The following is a 19,596-nucleotide window of genomic DNA, read 5'->3' as shown; positions in this document are numbered from 1 at the left end:
CATAACAGTTTGCTGGCGACAATAGCAAGAGTGAACCACCTGATCCCTTCCCGAACTCAGAAGTGAAACCTCTTAGCGCTGATGGTAGTGTGGGATTACCCATGTGAGAGTAAGTCATCGCCAGCTTTTAAATTTAAAACACCCTCAACTGTAAGGTTGGGGGTGTTTTTTATGGCGGCTGGGAAAATAGTATTTATAAATAAGGAATAATTGGGAAATTTTTACACCATTATTGTGATAAGTTCAAATAAATAAGACATAGTATTTGTCACATTAGACTAAAGATTAATCAATTATTTCTCTGTTGTTATGTTTGCAAGCTAACTAAAGTCTAATATCTGTAGTGTTTTTAATTAAATCTTTGTTTATTCAGGATTTAATTTTTTTCTTTGTTACACTTTTTATATAATTTATCCATTTTATTGATCTTTTGTGTCAGCTGTAGGTGGCATTTTATACCAAAAAATAATTTTTATACTGAGAAGGTATAATTTTATGCTTATAAGGTTTTAGACAAAAAATGAACAGCCATTCATTGTAGTTTGAAATATAAGTCTCACAATTGGAGGTGAGTAAAATGACAGCGCAAACAATGAATGTAAATGCTGTAGTGGACCATGCGAAGTTTAAATCATTCCATGTCAATATTATTCTTTGGTGTTTATTTATCGTCTTATTTGATGGTTATGATTTAGCAATCAATGGCGTAGTTTTGCCATTATTGATGAAAGAGTGGGGGATGACTGCTGTACAAGCAGGTATGCTCGCCAGTACTGCATTGGCAGGCATGATGTTTGGTGCGATGTCCTTTGGTATGCTTGCAGATAAAATTGGTCGTAAAAAAGTCATTTTAATCTGTGTTTCTTTATTTAGTTTTTTTACTTTTTTGGGTGGCTTTGCTTCAAATCCAACTGAATTTGCAATTTTACGTTTTATTGCAGGTCTAGGAATTGGGGGCGTTTTACCTAATCTTGTTGCTTTAACAGCAGAATATGCACCACAACGCTTAAAAAGTACTTTAGTAACCACAATGTTTAGTGGCTATGCTGTTGGCGGTATTATGGCAGCATTATGTGGTACATGGTTTGCAGCTGATTTTGGTTGGCAAATCATGTTTTATATCGCAGGAATCCCACTATTATTTGTTCCATTCTTTTGGAAGTTTTTACCTGAGTCTTTAACCTTTTTGGTAAAAGCACAGAAAATGGATGAAGCACGTTATTTTTTAAAGAAAATAGAACCTACGGCGCAAGTGTCATCTGAAACTCAATTAGTTTTATCATCAGATGATCAAACACAAACAGCTTCAGTCAAAGCATTATTTTCTGAAAATCGTGCAGTCGGGACATTATTATTTTGGATTGCATTTTTCATGTGTTTATTAATGCTTTATGCATTGGGAAGTTGGTTACCAAAATTAATGATGGCAGCAGGCTATTCATTAGGTAGTAGTTTGATGTTCTTAATGGCACTGAATATTGGTGCTGTGATTGGTACGATTGGTGGTGGTGTTTTAGCAGATCGTTTTAACTTTAAACCTGTATTAATTGGTATGCTCATAGTAGGTGTTTGCTCACTGGTCGGACTAGGCTTTAACTCACCACAACCAGTGATTTATTTATTGGTTAGTTTGGCAGGTGCATCTTCGATTGGTTGTAGTATCTTACTTTATAGCTATGTTGCACACTTTTATCCTGTTGCAGTACGTTCTACAGGAATTGGTTGGGCTTCTGCAATTGGACGTACAGGTGCGATTGTAGGGCCGATTTTGATTGGTTATTTATTAGGGTTAGAGCTGCCTCATAAATGGAATTTTATTGCGGTAGCGATTCCCGGTATTATTGGTGCGATCGCAATCTCATGTATTCGAATTAAAAAAGCTGAGAGTAAAATAGAAGTGAAAGCAACCGCTGCAATTTCTGCAAACTAAGCAAGATAGAATGATAAAAAAACCTTGGTTTGTGCCAAGGTTTTTTTATCAAAGCGTTATAAGGCATCTTTTAAAAGATGTTGGTGTTGTTTCACTTCTCGTGCATATTTTTTACCTTGGCGTTTCATTTTCCAACTAGATTGATAGCCTGTAGGCCCAACATTATAATATGCTAATGCTTTTTTCCAGCTCCCTGCAGATTGGTTATATTTGGCTAAAATATAAGTACCACATTGGATATTGATCTGCTCATTAAATAAGTCACCTTGACAAGTTTGTTGCCAATAACGCGGAATCACTTGGGTAAGTCCAACAGCACCTGCAGGTGAAACAATATCACTTCGATAACTTGATTCTTGGCGAATCATTGCAGCGATCAATACGGGATCTACTTCATATTGTTCAGCATTTTGTATAATTATTGGTGCAATGCGTGCAGCAGTATTAGGTTCTACTGAATATGCTTTTTGAATGCCTTGTGCTAATTTAGCTGAGCGCTTTTCAATAGAACCTCCACCTAGCGTAGAACAACCTGTAATCACAAGCGTAGTAGACAAAAGTGCCAAATTTATAAAATTTGAATGTACTTTTAAAAAGTGTTTATAACATTTAGAAAAATAGGTAGAAATCAACAAAATATAACCAACACTCACAATCTTTAGGCAAAATCTTAAGTAGCGTTGTTCGGAGAGTCAAGGCTGAATGCTTTAACATTTGCAAAGGAATGTGAGTAAAATTTGAATTGAAAAAAGCCCAATCATCCTGATAGGGCTTTTTCGTATCGGTTACTTAGGTATAACTCCTGTCGTACCTCACATCCTGATGCTAAAACTTATGATTATTGTTTTTCGTTTTGGAAACTTCCTGTTCCCTATAACAATAGAATATAAAATTTTAAGATCACTGCATAGCTGCAAATGACCGCAGTGTATGTAAGCTTAAACTTACATTACTTTTGATCATCTTTAAAATTTTATATATTGCTATACTGAATCAGTTTATTGATCACTGACGCAACGGCTTTGTTATCAAATTCGTTACCTTCAAAATGCTCAGTTTTGTTACGATTGAAAATATCTCGCAGCTGAATGACGGCATTTGAGTCGATCATATCGAGGGCAGTGCACACTTGTTTGAGTTGCTCGACCGATGAAGTACCATTGTTACCACCATAACTGACAATACCAAAAGGTTTGCTTTTCCATTCTTTACCAAGGTAATCAATGGCATTTTTAAGCACTGCACTGTAGCCGTGATTGTATTCTGGTGAAATAAAAATAAAAGCATCCGCTTGGGCAATATGATCTGCCCATTCTTGTTGTCGAGGTTGGTCGTAAATACCTGAGGCTGGAGGATGTGCACCGGCAAAAAGAGGTAAGTTCCATTCTTTCAAATCAACTATGCGTGTATTTAATGTATTAAAGTCGAGTTGGGTAATTTCTTTAGATAACCATTCTGCAACTTTAATGGCAGTACGTCCTTCACGAATGCTGCCTACAATAATAAATATATTCATGTATTTCCTGAGTTTATCGTATTGTGGTTTTAAATTAGTCTGAAAAATTTATTTTTGATAGTCATAAATTGTATTTATTGAGTTTTATATGTAAAAAAAGCTCCCGAAAGAGCTTTTTATATTTTGATGCTTACATCAATTTCACACCTTGTTGACCTGCAGGTGTGACCTTGAAAATTTCCACTTCAAAAGTAATGTTTTTCCCTGCTAAAGGGTGGTTAAAATCGACTTCGGTAATATCTTCACCTACAGTTTTAACTACACCAAATAGGCTTTGTTTAGCTTTATCTTCAAATTCGATCATGTGACCTTCAACAGGACGTTGTTCAAACTTCACGGTATCGAATTTTTGTACATTTTCAGGGTTCCAAGGACCGAAAGCATCTTCAGGAAGAAGGCTAACCGTACGACGGTCACCTGCACGTAGACCAAATAATGCTTTTTCAAAACCCGGTAATAAACTACCATCGCCCATCACTAGACTGACAGGTTGTTCACGGCTACGGGTATTGTCAATTTCCACACCATTTTCAATGGCAACAGAAAAATGCAGCTCTACTTTGGAGCCATCCGCAATGCGGGTTTCTTCATTGGGATTAATAATTTCTTCAGTCATTTTGCGCTTTCCGCATTTTGAATACGTTTCTTTTCTAAAAAGAAGGTATCAATTAACAATAAAATAGTGCCCAAAGTAATGGCGCTGTCTGCTAGATTAAAAATTGGGAAATGGCTATTGTTATAATATACATGTATAAAATCGACAACATAACCTAATGAAACTCGGTCAATTAGATTGCCAACCGCCCCACCTAAAATGAGAGCAATAGCCGCAGGCAGGATGATCATTTTTTTGGGCATACGCATCAGCCAAAAAATAAAGATAATCGAAACAACGCCTGCTAAGCCTGTAAAGAAATATTTTTGCCATCCACCAGCATCGGACAAGAAACTAAAGGCTGCGCCATAGTTATGTGCCAATGTCCAATTTAAAAAGGGCAGTACAGGATTTTGTTCACCATATTTTAAATGGCTAACTGCAATCCATTTGGTCCATTGATCCAATACAATGGCAAGGACTGAAAGTCCAAGCCAAAGTAAATTGTGAGGATAAAACTGCAATAAGCCCTTTTTATTTTGTGGATTAGGCATATTTTCTCTCTTCGCCTTGACCTGTAGGAAGGTTAATAATACAACGAGAACAAAGACCTGGATGTTCGTGGTGTGTATTTACATCAGGAAGCACATGCCAGCAACGCGCACATTTTTCACCTTCAGCCGCAGACACTTTAACACGTAGACCTTCTAGATCCGTGACTTCACCTTGTGCTTCATCAAATGTATGAACAATCACTTGAGACGTGATCAAGACAAAACGAAGCTCATCACCCAATTGGTCTAAAACAGTTTTAAGTTCTGCATTTGCCCAAAGTTCAACTTTTGCTGATAAGTTTGAACCAATCAGTTTGGCATTACGTGCCGCTTCAATTTGCTTGTTCACCGCAGATTTTACAGTGATTAATGTTTGCCAATCTGCTTCTGAAATCAAGTTTGCAGTTGATGCAACTGGAATGTCATACCATTCAGCTGTAAAGACATATTTTTCAGACTGTTCAGGAATCAGCGGCCAAGCTTCTTGTGCTGTGAAACTCAAGATAGGTGACATCCAACGTACGAATGCTTGTACCAAGTGATACAAAGCAGTTTGCGCAGAATGACGTGCTGCTGAATCCGCTTTAGTCGTATATTGACGGTCTTTGATGATGTCTAAGTAGAAACCACCTAAGTCATTGATACAGAAATTGGTCAGGGCATTTGTGACGATATGGAAGTTCATATCTTCATAGGCTTGTTGAATGGTTTTTTGTACGTCTGCTGCACGTTGCAAGATGTATTGATCAAGCGCGATCAATTGATCGACAGGCAATGCATCAGTTGAAGGTTTGAAGCCATTCAAGTTCGCCAATAAGAAACGTAAAGTATTACGAATACGACGGTAACCATCAGATGCACGGCTAAAGATTTCTTTACCTGCGGTCATTTCATAACGGTAGTCGGCAGATGCGATCCAGAAACGTAAACCATCGGCACCCATATCTTTGATGATGTCTTGAGGGGTAATGATATTCCCAATTGACTTCGACATCTTACGACCTTTCTCATCCACGACGAAACCGTGTGTGAGTAAGCCTTTATATGGCGCACGTTTGTTGATGGCAATCGAAGTCAATAATGAAGATTGGAACCAACCACGATGTTGGTCTGAACCTTCAAGGTACAAATCTGCTGGATCAGTTAATTCTTCACGTTGGCGAAGCACTGCATAATGGGTTGTACCAGAGTCGAACCAAACATCCAAAGTGTCACGAACTGCATTATATTGTTCAGCATCTGCACCAATGAACTCAGCGGCATCACGGTTGTACCAACCATCAATGCCTTCTTTTTCGATCAGTTTCGCAACTTCTTCGATCAGTTCAGGTGTACGCGGATGCAATTCGTTAGTGTCTTTATGCACGAAGAATGGGATTGGCACACCCCAAGTACGTTGACGTGAGATACACCAGTCAGGGCGACCTTCGATCATCGCTTCGATACGGTTTTTACCCCAGTCTGGAACAAAGCCGATGTCATTTTCAATCGCATTTAACGCATCTTGACGTAAACCTTTATTGTCCATGCTGATAAACCATTGTGGTGTCGCACGGAAAATAATCGGCGTTTTATGACGCCAGCAATGTGGATAGCTATGTACGATTGGTACATGTGCCCAAAGCTTGCCTGCTTCGGTTAAAGCAGCAATGATTTGCGGATTGGCTTTATAAATGTGCTCACCTGCAAAAATCGGTGCAGTAGGTAAGTACACACCATTACCGCCAACAGGATTGTCCACTTTTAGATTGTACTGTAAGCCAACTTTATAATCGTCCACACCATGACCAGGTGCAGTATGTACAGCACCCGTACCACTGGTTGCAATGACGTGTTCACCTAAGATCACAGGAACTTGACGTTCTGTAATTAAAGGATGTTGTAATTTTAAACCTTCAAGTTTTGCACCAACAAAGTCAGCCAATACTTTCGGGTCTTCGAGTTTATAACGTTCACATGCGGACTCAACCAAATCTTTCGCCAAGATTAAGTTTTGTGTACCACGCTCAGATTGTACTTCAACCAATTGATATTCAATTTCAGCATGTAGCGCAACTGCTTGGTTGGCAGGTAGCGTCCAAGGCGTGGTTGTCCAAATCACGATATCTGTAGGATTTGCAACAGTCACACCAATTTTTGCTGAAAGATCAGCAAGGTCAACCACGCCAAAACCGACATCAATCGCGTCAGATTTTTTATCTTTATAGTCAACTTCTGCTTCAGCAAGTGAAGAACCACAATCTAGACACCAATTGACTGGTTTAAGACCCGGTTCAATATGACCCGCTTTGGCAATTTCACCCAATGAACGTACGATGTCAGCTTCTTGTTTGAAGTTCATCGTTAAGTAAGGATTGTCCCAATCGCCAAACACCCCCATACGCACGAAATCTTTTTTCTGAAGTTCGATTTGCGTGTAGGCATATTCACGACATGCTTTACGGAAAGTTGGAGCATCAACTTTTTGACCCACTTTACCGACTTTTTCTTCAACTTTGAGTTCGATCGGTAGACCGTGACAGTCCCAACCAGGTACATAAGGCGCATCAAAACCGTCCATGACACGGCTTTTAATGATGATGTCTTTGAGAACTTTGTTTACAGCATGCCCTAAATGGATTTGACCATTGGCATATGGAGGTCCGTCATGAAGCACATATTTTTTCTTGCCAATACGCGATGCACGAATCTGCTGATAAATGTTGTCGGCATACCACTCTTCCAACCATTTCGCTTCACGTACTGCGAGATTTGCTTTCATTGCAAATTCAGTACCTGGTAGATTCAGCGTAGATTTATAATCCACAGCATTTTCAGGAGTTTGCTTATCGCTCATGCAAGTTGTCATCCAATATTATCAGCCTGATTGCTGACGCGTTTTACAATAAAAAATTTGGGTTTAGAACGGAAAATGGGGTGTATTTTTGCGAAATTCAAGTAATCGCTCAACATCATCGTCAATTCCTGCCTGAAGTGCTTCAAGCGAAGGATAATTTAACTCGCCATGTAAATAGTCGAGAAAAGTCACCCGCATTAACAAGCCATACAGATTAGCAGAAACATCAGGGAAATGTACTTCTAATCGCCATTCAGGATGATCCTGTTTGATGGCTGGGCGGGTACCAACATGACCCGCACCATATAAGGCATTCGTTTGGTAGCCTAAAATGCCTGTTTTATCTGGATTGTCGGCTTTGACTTTTTCAGTTAAAGCAGTGGTTTCACACACCACTTCAACCCCATAAATACCATTTAAACATGGTCGATGGCGCCCCATACGAACATTGATGGTCGGGAAATTGATGGTACGTCCAATCTGGTCGCCATATTGAACTCGTCCAATCATGCTATAAGGACGTCCCAATAATTTGGCCGCCAAAGCCAAATCGCCCGCTTGCAGCACCTGACGAATACGCGTTGAACTGACACGCTCACCATCAAATTCGATAGTGGTCAGATTGGTAACATCAAAGCCATATTGTTTTAAAAATTCGCTGTTGCCCTGACGGTCTTTACCAAAGTGAAAGTCATCACCCAAAATCAGGCTTTGTGCATTGAGTTTATCTTTTAAAACATCAGCAAAATTTTCAGCGCTCAGACTACGGAATTGATTATCAAACTTCGCAATCGCAATGTAGTCCACACCCAATTCAGTCAAATATTCTACTTTTTCTCTGAGTGAGGTGATGCGTGGTGGTGCATCATAAGCTTTAAAAAATTCCAATGGTTGTGGCTCAAAAATCATCACCAATGTTTTCAGATTTTTGGCTTGAGCAACTTCCTGAAGTTGAGAAACCATGGCTTGATGTCCCAAATGGACACCATCAAAATTGCCAATCGTCACTGCGGTTTGGGGCAATTGTAAATTCGGTGCTAAGGCATTTAGACGTAACAGCTGCATGATTTCAAAATAAACTTAAAATTTGAAAGGATATATATTGCCATATTCTCACAGTTTCGTCTTTGTTGTTGTGTTTTTATCCAGAAATTTTTAATGTGAATATACATTTATATCAATAAAACTGATTCATTTTATAAAAATAAATCAATTTTATTTATTAATAAGGCCTTTTATAATCAATTTATCTGCTGAAATGAGGAAAAAGCCATGAAAAAGCCATTTTATCAACTGAAACAAAGCCGTGATGTGATTCGGCAGTTTACTCCGAACTGGTTCACCATGACCATGGGCACAGGTGTAGTGGCATTGATTTTACCCGAATTTCCATTTGCACAAGAGATTTTATGGCAAGGGGCGACAGCTTTATGGCAATTCAACACGCTTTTATTCATCGTATTTAGCTTAGTTTATGCATTACGTTGGTTGATTTATCCTCAGGAAGCAAAGCAGATTTTTTCCCACCCAAGCATGGCATTGTTTTTAGGCGCAATCCCGATGGGTCTGGCAACAGTACTCAATGGCTTTTTAAAATATGGTGTTGCATTGTATGGGGATATCGCGATTCAGATCGCACAAGTGCTGTGGTTCGTGGATGCGATTTTAGCAGTGGGTATTGGGGTATTGGTTCCATTTTGTATGTTCTATAAGCAAGAACATCAGTTAAATACCATGACTGCAATGTGGTTACTGCCAATTGTGGCGTGTGAAGTCACAGCAACTTCTGGTGGTTTATTGTTGGCGCATTTGGCAGCAGGGCAACAGGCAGTCGGGATTTTATTTGCAAGTTATATACTATGGGGTATGTCTGTATTGCCGGCTTTTGCAATCTTGACCATTTTAATGTTACGTCTGGCATTGCATAAACTGCCTGGCAAAGAATTGGCAATCAGTGGTTGGCTGGCTTTGGGACCGATTGGTACAGGGGCATTGGCATTGTTGGTTTTAGGTGCACAGGCACCACAAGTCTTGGCTTATATTCAGTTAGAACAATTGGGTGTGTTCTTTAAAAATGCAGGCATCGTAGCGAGTTTTATCCTGCTTGGCTTTGGGGTGTGGTGGTTTGCCATAGCCGTGTTGACTACATTGAAACATGCAGCCACAGACTTACCGTTTAACCTCGGTTGGTGGGGACTGACGTTTCCATTGGGGGTGTTTACTTTGGCAGTATTAAATCTAGGGCATCAGTTGCATGTGAGTTTTATTGTGAATACAGGTTTGGCATTTGCAGCAATTTTGATGATGCTTTGGGTCATGGTGATGGCGAAAACTTTAAAAGGCATGTACCAAGGTCATTTATTCTTTTCTCCTTGCTTAAAGGCGTTATTAGACAGCCAACAACGTTAATGTTTCAACGATAGAAATAAAAAGCCCTTAACCGAGTTGAGTTAAGGGGATTAAGAATCACCCTAAACTTTGATCAATATATTTTTTATGCTCGATATATGTTGCTTAGTATTGGTGAAAATATAAAAAGCAGCTTCTCAGCTGCTTTTAAAATATAAATTTATGCTTTTATTATTTTATTCAGATGGATCTTTTAGACTAAAGAACCAGTTTAAAATCAATGCTGCAAATGTTGCAGTACCAATTCCGCCTAAGTTAAAGTCACCAAACTGAAGGGCAAAATCACCAGTACCTAAAATAATGGTGACTGCTGCAACCATCAAGTTTTTATTTTTGGAAAAATCAACTTTATTTTCGATCCAAATTTTCGCACCTGCAATGGTAATTAGACCAAAAACCACAATCGAAGCACCTGTTAAAATTGCAGTCGGAATGGTGTGAATCACCGCACCAAACTTAGGTGAAAAACCTAAGAAAATAGCAAATACACCTGCGATGACAAAGACAATAGTCGAGTAAACTCGAGTGACCGCCATAACACCAATGTTTTCACCATAGGTGGTCATCCCCGGTGCGCCAACACCACCAGACAGTGTCGTTGCGATCCCATCTGCGACAAACGCTTTACCAATATGCGGATCAAGATTTTCACCTGTCATGGCACTAACCGCTTTGATATGACCTAAGTTTTCAGCCACTAAAATCAAAGCAATCGGAGCAATGATGAGCATAGCATTGACATCAAAAACAGGTGAGTGAAAGCTTGGGATACCAAACCAAGCAGCCTCTTGGATGGGCGCAAAGTTAATCGGTGTACCATTGCCCATGACATTGGCAACGATAAAATAGATCAAATACGCTGACAATAAACCGACTAAAAGCAATAAGCGTTGTAATAAACCTTTGGTGAATACGGCAATTGAGCCCATGCACAGTACAGTGACCAATGCCATCCACATATTAAAGTTATTACCAGCAACACCTTTGACTGTGACAGGAGCAAGGTTTAGACCAATAATCATGACGACGGCGCCTGTAACGACAGGAGGCATGAGTTTTTCGATCCATTTTGTGCCTGTCGCCATGACAATAAAACCGAAAATAGCATATAAAATACCACATGCCATAATCCCGCCTGCTGCATGGGCAATGTTCACATTCGGCGCACCTGTACCTGATGCGGCATAACCTGTTGCTGCAATGACGACACCAATAAAGGCAAAGCTAGATCCTAAATAACTTGGAACTCGACCACCGGTGATGATAAAGAACAAGATCGTACAAATCCCTGACATTAGAATCGCAAGATTGGGATCGAAGCCCATTAAAAAGGGTGCGAGTACGGTTGCGCCAAACATCGCGAAAGCATGTTGGATGCCGAGAACAACACTTTGAGCAGGAGGGAGATATTCATTCGTTCCGACAGGCCGTGCATCGATACTGCCATGATAAGGACGCCATTTGGGAAACCAATTGGACATAAATTGAGCGCTCAAAAAACAAATTGCGCCCATCATACTCTTTCTGCTATTGAGTTTTAATCATTTTAGTCAAACTAAAGGGTTGCATTTATTAGGAATTATTGGTGACTTATACCATTTGGTAAAATTTTTTTAAAATCTAAATAAGTAAAATCAAAGTATTAAAAATATATAAAATTAAAAAAATGCAGAATTAAATATTAATTTATGGATGAATTTTTTTATTTTTGATGAAGCGGCAAGAGACAAATTTATCCAAAAATAAAAATTTTGCCAAAAAGGGAGAGCATTTATTGTGCTCTCCTGTTTTGAGATGTCTGCTTTTTAGCCTGTGTTACGCAATCCAGCCGCAATTCCTGCAATACTCACCATCAGGGCATGATCTACAGGAGTATGTTCGGCTTGTTTTTCAACCAAATAGGCACGACGGCGTTTCATCAATTCCGCTTGTAGTAAATGCAAAGGCAATAGATACGGCTTACGTACTTTCATCGCTTGATCTAGAACATCATTTGAGCTTAAAAGTTGTGATTCACCTTTCATTGCCAACAATGTTTGTACTGCATCGTGTAAGCGTTGACGTAATTCAGCCCCCAATACTTTGAGGTCTTCGTCATTGGTTAAATGCGATTCATAGTACAGTGCAATATTAGAATCCGCTTTTGACAAAACCATTTCGAGCATATCGATTAAGGTTTGGAAATATGGCCATTCTGCAAGCATTTCATCCAACAGATTTTTTTGTCCTTGATGAATCACTTGGTTAATTGCGGCACCTGTACCGAGCCATGCTGGCAGCATCAAACGGATTTGTGTCCATGCAAAGACCCATGGAATCGCACGCAATGACTCAATGCCCCCACTGACTTTACGTTTTGCAGGACGTGAACCGAGCGGCAGCATTTGCAATTCGAGTTCAGGTGTTACGGTGCGTAAGTATTTCACAAAGTGTGGGTTTTCACGTACCGTTTGACGATAGACCTGTACGGATAAATCCGTCATGGTGTGCATCAAATCACGCCATTCCTGTTTAGGTTCAGGTGGTGGTAGTAAGGTTGCTTCAAGTGTAGCAGCGGTATAAATTTCTAGATTTTGTAAGGCAATCTCTTCCAAACCAAATTTAAAGCGAATCATTTCGCCTTGTTCAGTGACGCGAATCGCACCTGAAATTGACCCTGGTGGTTGTGAGAATAATGCTTGTTGCGTTGGTGCACCACCACGACTGATTGAACCGCCACGACCATGGAACAGCGTCAATTGTACGCCGTGTTGTTTTGCCACAGCAGTTAACTCTTCTTGGGCACGATACTGTGCCCAGTTTGCTGACATGAAGCCTGCATCTTTAGCTGAGTCTGAGTAACCAATCATGACTTCGTGTTTGCCTTGAATATGCTGTTTATACCAATGCATATTGAACAAGGTGTTCATGGTATTTGCGGCACTGTCCAAATCTTTTAAAGTTTCAAATAACGGCACCACACGTAATGGATGCTCAATACCTGCTTCTTTTTGCAAGAGTAAAACAGCTAAAACATCACTTGGATATTCCGCCATAGAAATGATGTAAGCACCTAAACTTTCTTTGGGCTGTTCTGCCAACGTGCGCATTGTGGCAAACACTTCTTGCACATCAGGATGTTCAATCAGGCTATTGGCAGGTTCATTTAAATGCTTTGGTAAGAGTGGACGTTTGCTTTGTAACTCTTGAATGAGGAAATTTTGACGTGCTTGTTCTGTCCACGTTTCAAAATTGCCAAGTCCTAAATATTCGGTAATTGCTGAAATCGCTTGGCGATGACGACCTGATTCCTGACGAATATCGAGTTTGAGCAATTCAATACCGAAACAATTCACCCGATAAATAAAGTCGAGCAATTTGCCATTGGCAATTTCAGGTAAATTACTGTCAATCAATGAACGATAGCAGAGCAGCAGTGGTTGTAAGAGTTCATCTTTATGGCGAATGATCAGACTGCGGTCTACATCGGAATGTTGTCCTTGCAGCTTACTTGCTAACCATTGACGAGTAGCCTTTAAGCGGGTACGAGTTGCACGTAAATATTCACGATATGGTTCAGGATGTTCACTGCCTAAGGCTTGTTTGAGTTCATCTGAACATGCCGCGATGGACAGCTCCCAACGTAAGTCTTCAATATCACGTACATATAAGTCTGTCGCTTTCCAACGAGATAGCCACAAAACTTCTTGGGTGATGTTGTGGGTCACGTTTGGATTACCATCACGATCACCGCCCATCCATGATGCAAAACGAATTGGCGAAATGTCTAAAGGTAAAGCTTTGTCGCAATTTTCCTGTACTAGGTCATCTAATTCACGGATGAATTTTGGCACAGCATTCCACAGGGTTTGCTCAATGGTGGTAAAGCCCCATTTTGCTTCATCTACAGGGGTTGGGCGGTGCTGACGAATTTCATCTGTTTGCCATGCGGAACAGATCAATTGTTTTAAATCTGCTAAAACCTCTGCACGTTGTTTAGGCGTAAGTTTTTGTTGGTCAAATTTGGATAGACAGTTATTAATACCATCATACTTTTGAATCAAGGTGCGGCGACTGACTTCAGTTGGATGTGCTGTAAGCACTAATTCGATGCTCAGTTCACAGACTTGTTGGTAAAGTTGAGTGGTCGTGATGTTCTTATTTTTAAATTGTTCAAAGAGCGGAACGAGTACGTTTGGAGAAGGTTCATTTTCATCAAACTCACTTTGGCGACGACTACGCACGACATGATATTGCTCAGCAATGTTTGAAAAATTCAAAAAATGTGAAAATGCACGAGTCAGGGGCAAAATCTCATCATCTTTTAAGTGAAGAAATAATTGTTCGAGTTGTTTTTCTGCTTCAACTTGACCATCACGTGCACCTTTGGCTAAGGCACGAATTTGCTCAATTTGATTAAACAAATCTTGTCCCGCTTGTTCCTTTAGGGTTTCACCTAAAAGATTCCCGAGTAAACGTACATCCTCACGCAGTGGAGCATTAATTTGTTGAATCATTGCTATTCTCCAATTCTTATCCTGATGACTATAACTTGCTATGCTGACATTCCAAGTAGACCCCTACAAAAGTAGAAAAGCAGTCGGCGATTTCAACAGCGATTTATATCCTTAAAAACAGTATGCCCTAAAAAAAACAGAAGTATTATTTAGAAATTCAATACATTCACATCGGGTTATAGCGTAAAAGGAATAAATCTATACTCTCTTGAATGATGAGATGTTTTTCTTGAGCATCGGGTATAGGGCGAATACCAAGTAAAACTTCATGATGACGTACTCCTAATAATAACGACAGAATCAGATTAGTCTGTTTTTCGATTTCATCAGGGCGAATAAACTTAAAGGTTGTGGCTTGTTGTAAAAACTCTTGCCAAACGTTCCACATACGTTGGTGTGAAGCATTATAAAATTTTAGAGCAAGTGGATTTTTTTGTGCAGCAAGTTCGAGCAGTAAATGATCAAGTTTAATGGCTTCAGGCAAATAAATGATATTCATTGCCAATTCACAGGCTTGATAAAAGCAAGTTTTAAAATCGCTATGTGCATTTAAACCTAATGGTCGAGCGTTAATGGATTCTTCACAAGTTTCCTCAATGGCACAGGTAAATAAATTTTCTTTGTCTTGAAAATGGTTATAGACCGTAAGTTTGGTCACACCTGCCGCTTTAGCAATTTGATTCATACTTGAGCCATGGTAACCATGTAATAAAAACAATGCTTTGGCTGCTTCTAAAATCTGCTTTCGTTTTTCTAAGTCTTTTGGACGACCAACATGTGTGTGCACTAAATTTTCCAAAAAAAGTCAATTAGGTCATTTACTTTTGCATTCAAAAATAATTAATGTACCTTACGGTATATTAATTAAAAATTGAAAATTTTCAAAAGGAATTGAATCATGATCAGTATGTGATTGATCACAAGATCGATAAAACATTCATTTACTTGATGTCTATTCTGCCCGAAAAAAAACGTTTCAATAAGAGCATTGCGTATGAGTATTTTTAAAGCAAGTATTATTAGCATGATGGTGATGTGTAGTGTGGTTTTAGCGGGGTGTCAAAAACCAGCGCCAGAAGCGGAAGAAATTCCTTTTGTGATGGTCACACAGCCCATGACCTCGCATGAAGACCAAAAAAGTTATGCAGGTGATGTACAAGCTCGCCAAAGCACGGCATTGGCATTTCGTGTGGGGGGACAGATTACAGAACGTTATGTCGATGTTGGAGATCGGGTTAAAGTCGGGCAGATTCTGGCAAAACTTGATATTAAAGATGCTCAACTACAGCTCAACTCAGCCAAAGCGCAACTCGAAAATGCACAATCCTCAGTGAAAACTGCAGGTGATGAATTTAAACGTTTTCAACAATTGCTGCCGAGTAATGCAGTGAGCCGTTCACAATATGATGCGGTGAAAAATCAGTATGAGGCTGCGTTATCGACATTGAAACAAGCACAAGCCAATTATGAAGTGACGGCAAACCAAACGCGTTATAACCAATTGCTTGCCAATAAAAATGGGGTCATTACCCAACGTAATATTGAAGTTGGACAAGTACTGGCCGCAGGACAAACTGCTTATCAATTGGCAATTGATGGTGAGCGTGATGTTGTTATTGGTGTACCTGAACAAGCCATTACACAGATCAAAGTTGGGCAAGATGCATGGGTGACATTGTGGTCAAAACCTCAAGATAAATTTGCTGCTTATGTCCGTGAAATTTCACCTGCGGCAGACCAATCGCGTACTTTTAGTGTCAAAGTAGCATTGAGAGAAGGGCAGTCTGTCATTCAGCTTGGGCAAAGTGCACGCGTCTTCTTTAATCAAAATGTGGATCAAGTCCTGAGCGTGCCGTTATCTAGTGTTTCGGCAAATAATGATCAGCCTTATGTTTGGGTGGTGAATAGCGATCAAACGATTCGTAAAGTACCTGTGCGCTTAGGCGCTTATGGACGTGACAGTGTACCCATTCTCACAGGTTTAACTACAAATGATTGGGTGGTGATCGGTGGTGTGCATTTACTGAGAGAAAAACAAAAAATTAAAGCGGTCGATCGTGAAAATCGTGTTGTTAGCCTGAATAAAGGAGTGTGATGATGAATGCATTTCAATCCTTTAACTTGTCTGAATGGGCGCTGAGAAATAAAGGTTTAGTCCTTTATTTTATGATTTTGCTCGGTATAGTCGGTATATTTTCTTATTCTAAACTTTCTCAAAGTGAAGACCCACCATTTACCTTTAAAGTGATGGTTGTACAGACCTATTGGCCGGGGGCAACGGCAGAAGAAGTGTCATTGCAAGTGACAGATCGTATTGAAAAACAGCTGATGAGTACAGGATTGTATGATCGGATCGCAGCATATTCACGCCCGGGTGAATCATTGGTTACATTTGTTGCCAAAGACTCGTTGAAATCTAGTGAGATTCCTGATGTGTGGTATCAAGTTCGTAAGAAAGTCGGTGACATTCAGCATCAACTGCCTAGTGGTGTGCAAGGTCCGTTTTTTAATGACGAATTTGGCGATACTTTCGGTAATATTTACGTTTTAACAGGCAAAGATTTTGACTATGCCACTTTGAAAGAATACGCAGACCGTTTACAGCTTCAGTTACAACGGGTGAAAGACGTGGGTAAAGTTGAGCTTGTGGGCTTACAAGACCAAAAAATTTGGATTGAACTGTCAAATACCAAAGCTACTCAACTGGGTATCCCTGTTACCGCCATTCAAGACGCATTACAAAAACAAAATAGCATGGCGAGTGCAGGTTTTTTTGAAACTGGTTCAGACCGTATTCAAGTCCGTGTAGGCGGTGCTTTAAAATCAGTTGATGATTTAAAACAAATGCCATTATTGGTGGGAGATAAAACCATTCAATTGGGCGATGTGGCTGAAGTCTATCGGGGCTTTAGCGAACCTGCACAGCCACGTATGCGCTTTAATAGTGAAAATGGCATTGGGATCTCAGTGTCTATGCGCAAAGGGGGGGACATCATTGCTTTAGGCAAAAATTTAGAGACAGAATTTACCCATCTACAAAAAACCTTGCCACTTGGGATGCAGCTACAAAAAGTCTCCGATCAACCTGTGGCGGTACAACGTAGTATTCATGAGTTTATTCAGGTTTTAGCAGAAGCCGTTATTATCGTGTTATTGGTGAGTTTTTTCTCACTGGGTTTCCGTACAGGTTTGGTGGTGGCTTTCTCCATTCCTTTGGTTCTTGCAATGACTTTTGCAGGGATGAATTTATTCGATGTCGGATTGCATAAAATTTCTTTGGGGGCGTTGATTCTTGCCTTAGGTCTTTTGGTGGATGATGCCATTATTGCGGTTGAAATGATGGCAATTAAAATGGAACAAGGCTATAGCCGTATGAAAGCCGCGGGTTATGCATGGACAAGTACCGCTTTCCCGATGCTAACAGGGACTTTGATCACTGCCGCAGGTTTTTTGCCCATTGCAACAGCAGCGTCAAGTACAGGTGAATATACGCGTTCGATTTTCCAAGTGGTGACCATTGCATTGATTGTGTCATGGATTGCAGCTGTCGTTTTTGTCCCATATTTAGGCAACAAACTTTTACCTGATTTTAATCAAACAGTACAAAAAGCGCCATGGTATCAACGTTTATGGGCACGTCTACGCAAGCAACCTGAACCGCAGGCTATCGTGCATCATAGCAATGAACACTATGACCCTTACCAGACCAAGTTTTACCAACGTTTTAGAGCATTGGTCAATGCGTGTGTGATGTATCGTAAAACTGTCATTGCGGTCACTGTTGCTATTTTTGCTTTGTCGGTCGTGATGTTTAAGTTTGTGCCGCAGCAGTTTTTCCCACCGTCAAATCGTGCTGAAATTTTGGTTGATTTAAAATTAGAAGAAGGGGCATCTTTGGCCGCAACTGAACAGGCGGTGAAAAAGGTTGAAGCATTTTTAGCCAAACAAAAGGGTATTGATAATTATGTGGCCTATGTCGGAACAGGTTCACCACGTTTTTATTTACCGCTTGATCAGCAGTTACCTCAAGCAAGTTTTGCACAGTTTGTCGTTTTGGCATCATCTTTAGATGACCGTGATGAAATTCGTCAATCCTTAGACACCCAAATTCGTCAACTGTTACCACAAGTACGTACTCGTGTGGCATTACTGGAAAATGGCCCACCTGTCGGTTATCCAATTCAATATCGTGTATCGGGTGAAGATTTAAATACCGTACGTCAGCTTGTACACAAAGTTTCAGGCATTGTGGGACAAAACACCAACACCACCAACGTGCATTTAGACTGGGGTGAGCCAAGTAAAATCATTTCATTGCAAATTGACCAAGACCGTGCACGTCAAATGGGCGTGAGCAGTGTAGATATTGCCAATTTTTTAAATAGTTCAATTTCTGGGGCAATGATTCATCAATATCGTGAAAAACGTGAGTTGATTGATATTCGCTTGCGTGGTGATCAGGCAGAACGCATCGAAGTGGGTTCACTTGCAAATTTAGCTATACCGACAACCCAAGGGGGGGCAGTGCCGTTATCGCAAATTGCCAATATTCACTATAAATTTGAGGATGGTTTGATTTGGCATCGCAATCGTTTACCGACGATTACGGTACGTGCAGATATTCGGAGCCATTTACAACCTGCCACTGTGGTGGGCGAGTTGTCTGAACAGATGGATCAACTGCGTACTGAATTGCCAAATGGTTATTTAGTTGAAGTGGGCGGAACAGTTGAAGAATCCGCTAAAGGACAAAGCTCAGTCAATGCAGGTATGCCGTTATTTCTTGCGGTTGTGTTTACCTTATTGATGATTCAGCTGAAGAGTATTTCACGTTCATTCATCGTATTTTTAACTGCGCCATTGGGTTTAATTGGCGTTGTGTTATTCTTGCTCTTGTTCAATAAGCCGTTTGGTTTTGTCGCCATGCTTGGCACGATTGCGTTATCGGGCATGATCATGCGTAACTCACTAATTTTGATTGATCAAATCGAGCAAGATATTTCATCTGGGCAGGACCCATGGAATGCTATTTTAGATGCTACAGTGCGGCGGTTTAGACCGATTATTCTAACAGCACTCGCTGCGGTCTTGGCAATGATTCCATTATCGCGCAGTATTTTCTTTGGCCCTATGGCTGTCGCGATTATGGGCGGTTTGATCATTGCGACACTTTTAACATTATTTTTTCTACCCGCGCTTTATGCTGCATGGTTCAAAGTAAAAAAATATGCAAAATCTGCCTAGAAATTTATGAAATTTA

13 protein-coding genes and 1 rRNA gene are annotated in these 19,596 nt (G+C 40.1%); 5 read left to right on the top strand and 9 right to left on the bottom strand.

Translation table 11 applies throughout. From position 1 onward, the window contains the following. Positions 1-11: 11 nt before the first annotated feature. Both rrf and HUV91_RS15785 read left to right on the top strand, forming a co-directional pair. A 5S ribosomal RNA gene (rrf, locus tag HUV91_RS15790) occupies positions 12-126 on the top strand. Between the two features lie 451 nt (positions 127-577). Continuing rightward, complete coding sequence (locus tag HUV91_RS15785; RefSeq protein ID WP_130075247.1) at positions 578-1,930, top strand: MFS transporter; 1,353 nt, start codon at positions 578-580, stop codon at positions 1,928-1,930. A gap of 56 nt (positions 1,931-1,986) precedes the next feature. Here the strand turns inward: HUV91_RS15785 and HUV91_RS15780 are convergent, their stop codons facing one another. The 6 genes from HUV91_RS15780 to ribF form a co-directional block, all read right to left on the bottom strand. Continuing rightward, the gene (locus HUV91_RS15780) at positions 1,987-2,487 is read right to left on the bottom strand and encodes a lytic transglycosylase domain-containing protein (RefSeq protein WP_130075246.1); all 501 of its coding nucleotides are present in this window, start codon (positions 2,485-2,487) and stop codon (positions 1,987-1,989) included. A gap of 416 nt (positions 2,488-2,903) precedes the next feature. Beyond that, the gene (locus HUV91_RS15775; RefSeq protein ID WP_174494040.1) at positions 2,904-3,446 is read right to left on the bottom strand and encodes an NADPH-dependent FMN reductase; all 543 of its coding nucleotides are present in this window, start codon (positions 3,444-3,446) and stop codon (positions 2,904-2,906) included. A gap of 130 nt (positions 3,447-3,576) precedes the next feature. Continuing rightward, positions 3,577-4,062 carry an FKBP-type peptidyl-prolyl cis-trans isomerase gene (locus HUV91_RS15770; RefSeq protein WP_130075244.1) on the bottom strand — a complete coding sequence of 162 codons (486 nt, stop codon included), beginning with the start codon at positions 4,060-4,062 and terminating at the stop codon, positions 3,577-3,579. Then, positions 4,059-4,595 carry a signal peptidase II gene (gene lspA / locus HUV91_RS15765; protein WP_130075243.1) on the bottom strand — a complete coding sequence of 179 codons (537 nt, stop codon included), beginning with the start codon at positions 4,593-4,595 and terminating at the stop codon, positions 4,059-4,061. Before lspA ends, HUV91_RS15770 begins: the two co-directional genes overlap by 4 nt. Continuing rightward, on the bottom strand, positions 4,588-7,431 hold the full coding sequence (gene ileS / locus HUV91_RS15760) for an isoleucine--tRNA ligase (protein ID WP_174494039.1): 2,844 nt from the start codon (positions 7,429-7,431) through the stop codon (positions 4,588-4,590). Before ileS ends, lspA begins: the two co-directional genes overlap by 8 nt. Positions 7,432-7,494: 63 nt before the next feature. Further along, positions 7,495-8,496: a riboflavin biosynthesis protein RibF gene (ribF, locus tag HUV91_RS15755; protein WP_174494038.1), complete on the bottom strand. Its 1,002-nt coding sequence runs from the start codon at positions 8,494-8,496 to the stop codon at positions 7,495-7,497. 207 nt (positions 8,497-8,703) lie between these two features. Between ribF and HUV91_RS15750 the strand changes: the two genes are divergently transcribed. Next, the gene (locus HUV91_RS15750; RefSeq protein ID WP_174494037.1) at positions 8,704-9,840 is read left to right on the top strand and encodes a TDT family transporter; all 1,137 of its coding nucleotides are present in this window, start codon (positions 8,704-8,706) and stop codon (positions 9,838-9,840) included. A 176-nt stretch (positions 9,841-10,016) separates the two neighbouring features. Here the strand turns inward: HUV91_RS15750 and HUV91_RS15745 are convergent, their stop codons facing one another. The 3 genes from HUV91_RS15745 to HUV91_RS15735 form a co-directional block, all read right to left on the bottom strand. After that, complete coding sequence (locus HUV91_RS15745; protein ID WP_174494036.1) at positions 10,017-11,321, bottom strand: solute carrier family 23 protein; 1,305 nt, start codon at positions 11,319-11,321, stop codon at positions 10,017-10,019. Positions 11,322-11,645: 324 nt separating this feature from the next. Then, positions 11,646-14,336 (bottom strand): phosphoenolpyruvate carboxylase, encoded by a 2,691-nt coding sequence (gene ppc / locus HUV91_RS15740; RefSeq protein WP_174494035.1) that lies wholly within the window; start codon positions 14,334-14,336, stop codon positions 11,646-11,648. A 166-nt stretch (positions 14,337-14,502) separates the two neighbouring features. Then, a complete protein-coding gene (locus HUV91_RS15735) occupies positions 14,503-15,123 on the bottom strand; it encodes a TetR/AcrR family transcriptional regulator (RefSeq protein WP_174494034.1) in 621 nt (206 codons plus the stop codon). Between the two features lie 207 nt (positions 15,124-15,330). Here HUV91_RS15735 and HUV91_RS15730 point away from each other — a divergent pair, with 207 nt between their 5' ends. Beyond that, positions 15,331-16,431, top strand: coding sequence for an efflux RND transporter periplasmic adaptor subunit (locus HUV91_RS15730; RefSeq protein WP_174494033.1), 1,101 nt, complete (start codon positions 15,331-15,333; stop codon positions 16,429-16,431). 2 nt (positions 16,432-16,433) lie between these two features. After that, a complete protein-coding gene (locus tag HUV91_RS15725; protein ID WP_174494032.1) occupies positions 16,434-19,580 on the top strand; it encodes an efflux RND transporter permease subunit in 3,147 nt (1,048 codons plus the stop codon). Positions 19,581-19,596: the final 16 nt, after the last annotated feature.

Source organism: Acinetobacter sp. Marseille-Q1623 (assembly GCF_902809895.1).
Taxonomy (GTDB): Bacteria; Pseudomonadota; Gammaproteobacteria; order Pseudomonadales; family Moraxellaceae; genus Acinetobacter; species Acinetobacter piscicola_A.
This window is presented reverse-complemented; position numbering and strand designations above follow the sequence as displayed.

Excerpts from the sequence above, each read along its gene's own strand:
- HUV91_RS15775 (WP_174494040.1), bottom strand. The coding sequence starts at position 3,446 with ATGAATATATTTATTATTGTAGGCAGCATTCGTGAAGGACGTACTGCC.
- HUV91_RS15785 (WP_130075247.1), top strand. The coding sequence starts at position 578 with ATGACAGCGCAAACAATGAATGTAAATGCTGTAGTGGACCATGCGAAG.
- HUV91_RS15745 (WP_174494036.1), bottom strand. The coding sequence starts at position 11,321 with ATGTCCAATTGGTTTCCCAAATGGCGTCCTTATCATGGCAGTATCGAT.
- HUV91_RS15750 (WP_174494037.1), top strand. The coding sequence starts at position 8,704 with ATGAAAAAGCCATTTTATCAACTGAAACAAAGCCGTGATGTGATTCGG.
- ribF (WP_174494038.1), bottom strand. The coding sequence starts at position 8,496 with ATGCAGCTGTTACGTCTAAATGCCTTAGCACCGAATTTACAATTGCCC.
- ppc (WP_174494035.1), bottom strand. The coding sequence starts at position 14,336 with ATGATTCAACAAATTAATGCTCCACTGCGTGAGGATGTACGTTTACTC.
- HUV91_RS15725 (WP_174494032.1), top strand. The coding sequence starts at position 16,434 with ATGAATGCATTTCAATCCTTTAACTTGTCTGAATGGGCGCTGAGAAAT.
- lspA (WP_130075243.1), bottom strand. The coding sequence starts at position 4,595 with ATGCCTAATCCACAAAATAAAAAGGGCTTATTGCAGTTTTATCCTCAC.
- HUV91_RS15770 (WP_130075244.1), bottom strand. The coding sequence starts at position 4,062 with ATGACTGAAGAAATTATTAATCCCAATGAAGAAACCCGCATTGCGGAT.
- HUV91_RS15730 (WP_174494033.1), top strand. The coding sequence starts at position 15,331 with ATGAGTATTTTTAAAGCAAGTATTATTAGCATGATGGTGATGTGTAGT.
- ileS (WP_174494039.1), bottom strand. The coding sequence starts at position 7,431 with ATGAGCGATAAGCAAACTCCTGAAAATGCTGTGGATTATAAATCTACG.